Raw genomic sequence first — 2,025 nt, 5'->3', positions numbered from 1 at the left:
AGTTCAGACGTGTGCTCTTCCGATCTGGCCAACCGGCCTTTTCCGCCGCCACCTGCATGCATTCGATCAGGGCGCAGTTCTTGGCCTCGCGCCGGTGCGCCTTCATGTCGCCGTCGCGATAGGCGTTGAGGATGCGGAACTCCAGCGGGTCCTGGCCGACGACGCGCGCGAGCCGGTCCATCTGGCGTTCCAGCGCAAAATCGACGGCGGTCACGCCGAAGCCACGCATGGCGGTCGCCGGCACGCGGTTGGTGTACACGCAGAAGGCATCGGCATGCACGTTGGGGATCGTGTACGGGCCGGGGATGTGCGCGATGCATTTCACGACGGCGTAGCTCGACAGGCGGGTATAGGCGCCGCTGTCGAAATAGGCGCGCACCTGGCGCGCGACGATGCGCCCGTCGCGCATCACGCCGTCCTTGACATAGATGCGCTCCGCCCCGCGCGGTGCGGCGAAGACCATCTCCTCCTCGCGCGTCAGGCGGTAGCGCACCGGCTTGCCGGTCAGCATCGCGCCCAGGATGGACAGCGGTTCGGTGATCGTATCGACCTTGCCGCCGAAACCGCCGCCCACCGTGCCGCCGATGAAGTGCAGCCGGTTGGAGGGCAAGTCGAGGATCTTCGCACAGGTATCGAGCGAGAAGAACAGCGCCTGCGTGCAGGTATAGACGACGAAGCGCCCATCCGTGTCGGGGGCCGCGATCGACCCGTTGGTCTCGGTCGGCGCGTGCTCGATCGGCGCCATCTGGTAGCGGTTTTCCACCACGTGATCCGCCTGCGCGAAGCCGCGCGCGACGTCGCCGAAGCGTAGGCGCTGGTGGTCATAGGTCTCGTGATAGGTGAACGTGTTGCCGGGATAGACGTCGTTGACGACGGGAGCGCCCGGCTTGACGGCTTCCTCCACGTCGAACACCGACGGCAGCGGATCGTAATCGACCCTGATCAGCCCGAGCGCCTCCCACGCCTCCCGCTCGCTGTCGGCGACCACCGCCGCCACCGGCTCGCCGCGGTAACGCACCTTGCCCACGGCCAGCGTCGGCTCGTCGTCGCGGCCGAAATTGATGAGGCTCAGCAGCGTGTTCAGGTTCACCGGCACGTCCTGCGCCCGGATGACACGGCGCACGCCGGGCGCGCGCTCGGCCTGCGAGATGTCGATGCCGCGCAGGCGGGCATGCGGATGCGGGCTGCGCAGCACCTTCAGATGCAGCATGCCCGCGAGACGGTGATCGTCGTAATAGCGGGTCGTGGCGGTCACATGGCCGAGCATGTCCTGCCGCTGCGTCGGCTGGCCGATTTCCTTGAGCGTGTCGTCGCGCTCGTCGGCGAAGATGTCCTTGCGCAGTTCCAGCATCGTCGCCCCCGTCAGTAGCGGTGCGGGCCGGGCATCTGCGCCGCGGCCAGGATGGCGTTGATGATCGGCTCATAGCCGGTGCAGCGGCAGACATTGCCGGCGATCGCCTCGACCACTTCCTCGCGCGTCGGCCGCGGCGACCGGTCGAGCAGGGCCTTCGCCGCCATCAGCATGCCGGGCGTGCAGTAGCCGCACTGCGCCGCGAAATGGCTCATGAACGCGGTCTGCAAGGGATGCAGCGCCGCCCCGTCCTTCAGCCCGCCCGCCGTCGTCACCTCGCGGCCCTGCACCGTCTCCGCCAGGGTCAGGCACGCGAGATGCGGGGCGCCGTCGATCAGCACGGTGCAGGCGCCGCACGTCCCCTGGCCGCAGCCGTATTTCGGCGCGGTGTCCCCGACCCGCTCGCGCAGCACGGTCAGCAGACTTTCGCCGCCGTCCGCGAACACGGCCGCCTCCGTCCCGTTGTGGCGGAACTGCACCGGCGTCCTCATCGCCGCGCCCCGCCGAGCAGCAGGCGGCCGAGATGCACCGGCAGCACCGATCGCCGGTACCAGGCGCTGGCGATCGCGTCGTCGGCAGGCTGCGTGCCCTCCCCCGCCACTCGCAGCGCATCCGCCACGCCGGCCGCGTCGAGGGTGCGCCCCTCCAGCGCGCGCTCGGCGGCGCGGGCGCGC

The 2,025-nt window shown here is 69.7% G+C and carries 1 protein-coding gene and 1 pseudogene; both read right to left on the bottom strand.

All coding sequences use genetic code 11. The annotated features are described in order from the left end of the window. Nucleotides 1-1,362 precede the first annotated feature (1,362 nt). Entirely contained in the window at nucleotides 1,363-1,842 is a 480-nt protein-coding gene (locus B8460_RS12865) for a (2Fe-2S)-binding protein (RefSeq protein ID WP_048862004.1), read from the bottom strand. Then, nucleotides 1,839-2,025: pseudogene (locus B8460_RS12860) on the bottom strand (hypothetical protein); the annotation flags it as partial. The pseudogene B8460_RS12860 and the gene B8460_RS12865, both read right to left, overlap by 4 nt.

The sequence above is a fragment of the Acidisphaera rubrifaciens HS-AP3 genome, assembly GCF_000964365.1.
Lineage (GTDB): Bacteria > Pseudomonadota > Alphaproteobacteria > Acetobacterales > Acetobacteraceae > Acidisphaera > Acidisphaera rubrifaciens.
The sequence above is the reverse complement of the archived record's forward strand: the minus strand, read 5'-3'. Positions and strand labels throughout refer to the sequence as shown.